Here is a 7,061-nt window from a genome sequence, read left to right as displayed (position 1 = left end):
CTCAGTTGGTAGAGCACTGGTCTCCAAAACCAGGTGTCGGGAGTTCGAGCCTCTCAACCCGTGCTAATATCGTAGTATATGAAGTTTTTTAGCAAGATCGGAAAGGCCTTCAAAGATTCTTACAATGAATTGGTACACAAAGTGTCTTGGCCTACCAGAAGTGAACTGACGAACAGTGCGGTGGTGGTTATGATCGCCTCCGTGATTATTGCTATATGTATCTTTGCTGTTGATACGGTATTCAACTTTGGGATGGAACAAATCTACAAGTTGATTATCTAATCCATAGATAAAAGCGATAAGGCAGAGCATCCGTGCTGTGTAAGTTTATTGTTGTATGATTGAAGAGAGTAACGAGAAGCGCTTTTATGTGCTTCGGGCTATATCTGGAAAAGAGAAGAAGGTGAAGGAGACTATCGAGCGCGAGATGTCTCTTACTGAGTCTTCTGTCATTTCTCAGAGAGTGTTTCGGGTTGTAGTGCCAACCGAGAAGGTGATGACGCAGCGTAAGACCAAAAAGGTTGTTATTGAGCGTCCTTATCTCTCCGGTTATGTACTTATTGAGTGCATGATGAGTCAGTTGCTTATCAATGCCCTCCGTGACTTGCCCGACGTTATTGGCTTCCTTGGCAACGACAATCCTAGCCCTCTCAGCTTGGCCGAAGTGGAGAAACTTCTCCATGAGGTGGATACGACGAACGAAGGTCCCGATGTTGTGGATATGCAGTTCGTGCTTGGAGAGAGCGTGAAGATCATAGATGGAGCCTTCGTAGGCTTCTCTGCTACGATAGAAGAAATACTATCAGAAAAGAAAAAGCTCAAGGTGATGGTGAAGATTTTCGGAAGAAAGACTCCACTAGAGCTTGGCTACGCACAAGTTGAAAAAGAGTAATCTGTTACGAGTATTTGCTCTCTAGAGTCTATTGACCTTGAGCTTCCAACAAGGAGATAGAATCACTAGCAATGCGTGCAAAACTGTTTTATTCATAGATAAGACATTAAGACAATGGCAAAAGAAATTGCAGGACAAATCAAATTGCAAATTAAAGGTGGGGCTGCAAATCCTTCACCTCCTGTTGGGCCAGCACTTGGTGCCAAGGGGATTAACATCATGGAGTTTTGTAAGCAATTCAATGCCAGAACGCAAGACAAGGCCGGCAAGGTACTCCCTGTAGTAATTACTTACTATGCCGACAAGTCTTTCGACTTTATCGTTAAGACTCCTCCCGTGGCTATACAACTCCTCGAAGTCTCTAAGGCTAAGACGGGTAGTGCAGAGCCTAACCGAAACAAGGTGGCTGAGATCACTTGGGAGCAGGTTAAGACGATAGCCCAAGACAAGATGACAGACCTAAACTGCTTCTCTATTGAGGCTGCCATGCGTATGGTTGCCGGTACGGCTCGCAGTATGGGTATTGCTATCAAAGGTGATTTTCCCGAACAACTATAAGATTCAATTGTAAGACATGAGTAAACTAAGCAAAAAGCAAAAGTTGGCTGCCGAGAAGATTGAACCCGGGAAGCTCTATACCCTTGATGAAGCTTCATCATTGGTTAAGGAGATCACTTTCACGAAGTTCAATGCCTCTGTAGACATTGATATTCGTCTTGGTGTAGATCCTCGTAAGGCTAATCAAATGGTACGTGGGGTGGTAACTCTCCCTCATGGTACCGGTAAGGAAGTACGCGTTCTAGCGTTGTGTACACCCGACAAGGAAGCCGAAGCACAAGCTGCTGGGGCTGACTATGTTGGACTCGATGAATATATTGATAAGATCAAGGGTGGCTGGACAGACATCGACGTGATCATCACAATGCCCTCTGTAATGGGTAAGATTGGTGCTCTCGGTCGTGTACTTGGTCCCCGCGGTTTGATGCCAAACCCTAAGAGTGGTACAGTAACAAACGAGGTTGGTAATGCTGTACGCGAAGTGAAGGCAGGGAAGATCGATTTCAAGGTAGACAAGAGCGGCATCATTCATACCTCTGTAGGTAAGGTGTCTTTCACCCCCGAACAGATTAAGGAGAATGCACGCGAGTTTATCAATACGATCATTCGTCTCAAGCCATCCTCCGCTAAGGGCACCTATCTCAAGAGCATTCATATCTCTAGCACGATGAGTGCTGGTATCAAGATCGATCCTAAATCAGTAGACCTTTAATAAGAGATTCTAAAGATGAGAAAGGAAGTAAAAGGTACCGTAGTTGAGAAGCTCTCAGACTATTTGGCTCAATATCCCCACTTTTATCTTGCAGACATCGAAGCTCTCGATGCAGTGAAAACTGCTGAGCTCCGTGCTGTATGTAATAAAGAAAACGTTAAGCTTGTCGTAGTTAAGAACACCCTTATGCGCAAGGCTCTTGCTGAAAGCGAGACTGACTTTGCAGAGCTGTATAGTGCACTTAAGGGCAATACTTGTGTAATGTTTACGCAGAATGCTAACGCACCTGCTCGCATTATCAAGGAGTTTGCTAAGGCTAACAAAGAACTCGGTAAGCCCGCTCTCAAGGCTGCTTATGCACAAGAAAGCATCTACCTTGGTCCTGAGAACCTCGAAGCTCTTGTTTCTATCAAGAGCAAAGAAGAGCTCGTGGCAGAAGTGGTTGCCCTCTTGCAGTCGCCTGCTAAGAACCTGATCTCAGCACTCCAGGGCGCTGGTCAGACGATCCATGGTGTTCTTAAAACCTTGGAAGAAAGATAAGTAATAACAAAGAAATCAACGAATAATCCATTCATACTACAATGGCAGATATTAAAGCAATTGCTGAAACCCTCGTTAACCTTACTGTAAAAGAAGTAAGTGAATTGGCTAACGTTCTTAAGGAAGAATACGGTATCGAACCCGCTGCCGCTGCTGTAGCTGTAGCTGCTGCTCCCGGTGCTGCTGGTGCTGCTGAAGCTGAAGAAAAGACCTCGTTCGACGTGGTTCTTAAGAGCTTCGGTTCTGCTAAGCTCCAAGTTGTTAAGGCTGTAAAGGAACACTGCGGTCTTGGCCTCAAGGAAGCTAAAGATATCGTAGATGCTGCTCCTGCTACCCTCAAAGAAGGTGTAGACAAGGCTACTGCTGATGCAATGAAGGCTGCTCTCGAAGAAGCTGGTGCAGAAGTAGAATTGAAGTAATCCCCCTTACTGCCTGATTATCAGGTAATCAATGGTTGAGAACCCTGCTTGCAGGAGTTCTCGACCTTTTCTTGTCTTTTTCCACCTACTCGTAGAGAATCAATAATCTAGCAACAGATGGCTAATACTACTGATACTATCAGAGAGAATTTTTCCAAGATACAGAATACATTGCCCTATCCCGATTTCTTGGAAGTGCAGCTTAAGTCTTTTCAAGACTTCTTCCAGCTGCAGACTGCTACAGAATGCAGAAAACAAGAAGGGTTGTACAAGGTATTTGCCGAAAACTTTCCTATAAAAGACACACGCAATAGCTTTACTCTCGAGTTTATAGACTATTGTGTAGACCCTCCTAAGTATTCTATCGAGGAGTGTATTAGCCGAGGGCTCACTTACAGTGTACCCCTTAAAGCAAAACTCAAGCTCTCTTGTAATGACCCTGAGCACGTAGACTTCGAAACGCAAGTCAAGGACGTGTATCTCGGGCCTATTCCCTATATGACACCGAGCGGCACCTTTGTGATCAATGGTGCAGAGCGTGTAGTGGTATCTCAGCTTCACCGCTCTCCCGGTGTTTTCTTTAGTTCCAGTATCCTTCCCTCGGGAGTGCGTACCTTTTCGGCACGCATCATCCCCTTCCGTGGTACTTGGATCGAAATTGCAACCGACCCCAACAACGTTCTCTATGCTTATATAGATCGTAAGAAGAAGGTGCCCGTAGCTACTCTTTTGCGTGCTATTGGCTATAGTTCCGACCGTGATATCTGGAGTGCCTTTGGGATTGGAGAGGTTGTAGAGACATCAAAACTTAAGAACTATATCGGACGACGTGTGGCAGAACGCATCGGAGTCCGCAATTTAGAAGAAGAGTCTCTGGACGCCGCTGCCGGAGAAGTGACAGCGCAGATGCGTTACGAACTTCGTGTGGAAAGAGACACACTCCTTACCGAAGAGGTTGTGGAAGAGATCCAGAAGTTGCAAGAAGAGCGACTCACCATTCCCGACGTATTGCTCTTTAAGGAGTCGGATAATAGCAATGTTATCAATCTGCTTGTGCAGACCTTGAGTAAGGATAGTACGATTTCCGAAGTTGAAGCTTGGAGACAGTTCTACCTCATCCAGCGCAGTGTAATCGCTCCGGATGACCTTACGGCTAAGGAGTCTTTCAATAATCTATTCTTCTCTGATAAGCGTTACGATCTTGGAGATGTAGGGCGTTACCGCATCAATTCCAAGCTCAATCTGGATGTTGATCCCGATGTTCGTGTGCTTACCAAAGAGGATATTGTTTCCATCGTTAATCACCTTTTGTTGTTAGCAACAACGGGTGCTAACGTTGATGATATTGACCACCTTTCGAATCGTCGTGTTCGTACGGTGGGTGAGCAGCTTGCCGCCCAATTCGGAGTAGGACTAGCTCGTATGGCTCGTACCGTTCGTGAGCGTATGAATGTACGAGATAACGAAGTGTTTGGCCCTACAGATCTTGTTAATGCTAAAACTATTAGCTCGGTAGTAAGTTCGTTCTTTGGTACCAATCAGCTCTCTCAGTTCATGGACCAAACGAACCCTCTTGCCGAGATCACTCATAAGCGTCGTCTCTCTGCTCTTGGACCTGGCGGTCTTACCCGTGAGCGTGCAGGCTTCGCCGTTCGAGACGTTCACTATACTCACTATGGCCGTTTGTGTCCTATTGAGACTCCGGAAGGTCCGAACATCGGTCTGATCTCTTCCCTTTGTGTTTATGCTAAGGTCAATAGCCTTGGCTTTATAGAGACGCCCTATCGTGCCGTTAAGGATGGAAAAGTTGATTTCTCAGACGAAGGGCTTAAGTACTACACGGCAGAGGAAGAAGAAGAAATGAACGTTGCTCAGGGGAATGCTCCGCTGAACCCCGATGGAACCTTCGTTCGCGATAAAGTAAAGTCGCGCTACGCTGCGGACTTCCCCATCGTGTCTCCTAATCAGGTGCACCTGATGGACGTTTCTCCTTCGCAGATCGCCTCTATTGCTGCTTCGTTAATTCCTTTCTTGGAGCACGACGACGCCAATCGTGCTCTCATGGGATCTAACATGATGCGCCAGGCAGTGCCCCTCATCCAGCCCGAGGCACCTATCGTAGGTACCGGGGTGGAAGGCAAATTGGTTCGCGACTCTCGTACCCAAGTTATGGCAGAAGGAGCCGGCGAGGTTATCTACGTGGATGCAGATCAAATCAAGGTTCGTTACGACAAGACTGACGAGGAGCTTTTCGTAAGCTTCGAAGAGCCTATCGTAACCTATCCTCTCCCCAAATATCGCAAGACGAACCAGAGTACAACGATTGACCTCAAGCCGATCTGTCGCAAGGGCGATCGTGTAGAAAAGGGCGATATCCTCACCGAGGGCTATGCAACTCAGAATGGAGAATTGGCTCTCGGGCGCAATATCCTTGTGGCTTATATGCCTTGGAAGGGATACAACTATGAGGATGCTATCGTGCTTAACGAGCGTATCGTACGCGAAGACTTCTTCACCTCAGTACACGTAGAAGAGCAACAACTTGAAGTGCGTGAGACCAAACGAGGACTCGAAGAGCTTACGAGCGACATCCCCAACGTGAGCGAAGATGCCACAAAGGATTTGGCAGAAAACGGGATCGTGCGCATTGGTGCGCATATCGTTCCCGGAGACATTCTCGTGGGTAAGATAACCCCCAAGGGCGAATCTGATCCCACACCGGAAGAGCGTCTTCTCCGTGCCATCTTTGGTGACAAGGCGAGCGATGTAAAGGATGCTTCTCTCAAGGCTTCTCCCTCATTGCGCGGGGTTGTTATTGATACCAAGCTCTTCTCCAAGAATTTGGACAAGAAGCGCAAGGATATCAAAGAGATCACCGAGCGTATCGAAGGCGAGTACAGCAAGAAGAAAGAACAGCTTCGCAAAGTATTTATTGATAAGTTGCTCAAACTTACCGACGGGCATACCTCTAATCTTATAGAGGACTTCGCTTCTCTTGAGATCATTGCTGCCGGTAAGAAGTTTAACCGCACCATGCTCGAAAGTATTGACGAGTATAGCAACATTAAGAGCAGCAACTGGACGGAAGACGCCCATACAAACGAACTTATCACCACCCTTATCGCTAATTACATCCGCAAGGATAAGGAGTTAGAAGCAGAGTTCCGTCGTCGCATTCAAGACGAAACAATCGGAGACGAACTTGCCAGTGGCATCGTACAGACTGCAAAGGTTTATATCGCCAAGAAGCGTAAGATCCAAGTAGGAGACAAAATGGCAGGGCGCCATGGTAATAAGGGTATTGTATCAAAGATCGTACGCCAAGAAGACATGCCTTTCCTCGAAGATGGTACTCCGGTAGACATCTGTCTTAACCCTCTAGGGGTACCCTCTCGTATGAACCTTGGTCAGCTCTTCGAAGCCGTGTTGGCTCGTGCCGGACGCAAGTTGGGCAAGCGTTTCGCTTCTCCTGTATTCGATGGAGCTTCACCCGAAGACATCGAAGAATACATCAAGAAGGCTGGGATTGATCCCGGTGCTAAGACGCAGCTCTACGATGGTGGTACGGGAGAGCCCTTCAAGCAACGTGCAACGGTAGGGGTAACTTACTTCTTGAAGTTGGGTCACATGGTCGACGACAAGATGCACGCTCGCTCTATCGGTCCTTACTCATTGGTTACACAGCAACCTCTTGGGGGGAAGGCCCAGTTCGGGGGACAGCGTTTCGGAGAAATGGAAGTTTGGGCCCTCGAAGCCTTTGGTGCGGCCCACATCCTTCAAGAAATTCTCACGATCAAGAGTGACGACACAATTGGCCGCTCACGTGCCTATGAGGCAATCGTAAAGGGAACTCCTATGCCTACTCCGGGCATCCCCGAGTCTCTCAATGTGTTGATGAACGAGCTAAAAGGCCTCGGTTTGAGCCTTTCTCTGGATTAAT

Annotated in this window: 7 protein-coding genes; all 7 read left to right on the top strand. The window is 47.2% G+C overall.

Annotation, left to right across the window (positions count from 1 at the left end; genetic code table 11):
• The first annotated feature begins 78 nt into the window (after window positions 1-78).
• Window positions 79-282 (top strand): preprotein translocase subunit SecE, encoded by a 204-nt coding sequence (secE, locus tag Q0090_RS06210; RefSeq protein WP_297948776.1) that lies wholly within the window; start codon window positions 79-81, stop codon window positions 280-282.
• A gap of 55 nt (window positions 283-337) precedes the next feature.
• The gene (gene nusG, locus Q0090_RS06205; RefSeq protein ID WP_297948774.1) at window positions 338-892 is read left to right on the top strand and encodes a transcription termination/antitermination protein NusG; all 555 of its coding nucleotides are present in this window, start codon (window positions 338-340) and stop codon (window positions 890-892) included.
• A gap of 114 nt (window positions 893-1,006) precedes the next feature.
• Window positions 1,007-1,450, top strand: a complete 444-nt coding sequence (rplK, locus tag Q0090_RS06200) for a 50S ribosomal protein L11 (protein WP_297948772.1) — start codon at window positions 1,007-1,009, stop codon at window positions 1,448-1,450.
• A gap of 16 nt (window positions 1,451-1,466) precedes the next feature.
• Window positions 1,467-2,162, top strand: coding sequence for a 50S ribosomal protein L1 (rplA, locus tag Q0090_RS06195; protein ID WP_297948770.1), 696 nt, complete (start codon window positions 1,467-1,469; stop codon window positions 2,160-2,162).
• Between the two features lie 15 nt (window positions 2,163-2,177).
• Entirely contained in the window at window positions 2,178-2,702 is a 525-nt protein-coding gene (rplJ, locus tag Q0090_RS06190) for a 50S ribosomal protein L10 (protein ID WP_297948768.1), read from the top strand.
• Window positions 2,703-2,743: 41 nt separating this feature from the next.
• Window positions 2,744-3,121 (top strand): 50S ribosomal protein L7/L12, encoded by a 378-nt coding sequence (gene rplL, locus Q0090_RS06185; protein WP_004335333.1) that lies wholly within the window; start codon window positions 2,744-2,746, stop codon window positions 3,119-3,121.
• A gap of 117 nt (window positions 3,122-3,238) precedes the next feature.
• Entirely contained in the window at window positions 3,239-7,060 is a 3,822-nt protein-coding gene (rpoB, locus tag Q0090_RS06180; protein ID WP_297948765.1) for a DNA-directed RNA polymerase subunit beta, read from the top strand.
• Window position 7,061: the final 1 nt, after the last annotated feature.

The organism is uncultured Porphyromonas sp. (assembly GCF_938023125.1).
In the GTDB taxonomy this organism is placed as follows: domain Bacteria; phylum Bacteroidota; class Bacteroidia; order Bacteroidales; family Porphyromonadaceae; genus Porphyromonas.
This window is presented reverse-complemented; position numbering and strand designations above follow the sequence as displayed.

What these genes read in the sequence shown, in the direction of transcription:
- secE (WP_297948776.1), top strand. Translation starts at nt 79, where the DNA reads ATGAAGTTTTTTAGCAAGATCGGAAAGGCCTTCAAAGATTCTTACAAT.
- rplK (WP_297948772.1), top strand. Translation starts at nt 1,007, where the DNA reads ATGGCAAAAGAAATTGCAGGACAAATCAAATTGCAAATTAAAGGTGGG.
- rplL (WP_004335333.1), top strand. Translation starts at nt 2,744, where the DNA reads ATGGCAGATATTAAAGCAATTGCTGAAACCCTCGTTAACCTTACTGTA.
- nusG (WP_297948774.1), top strand. Translation starts at nt 338, where the DNA reads ATGATTGAAGAGAGTAACGAGAAGCGCTTTTATGTGCTTCGGGCTATA.
- rpoB (WP_297948765.1), top strand. Translation starts at nt 3,239, where the DNA reads ATGGCTAATACTACTGATACTATCAGAGAGAATTTTTCCAAGATACAG.
- rplJ (WP_297948768.1), top strand. Translation starts at nt 2,178, where the DNA reads ATGAGAAAGGAAGTAAAAGGTACCGTAGTTGAGAAGCTCTCAGACTAT.
- rplA (WP_297948770.1), top strand. Translation starts at nt 1,467, where the DNA reads ATGAGTAAACTAAGCAAAAAGCAAAAGTTGGCTGCCGAGAAGATTGAA.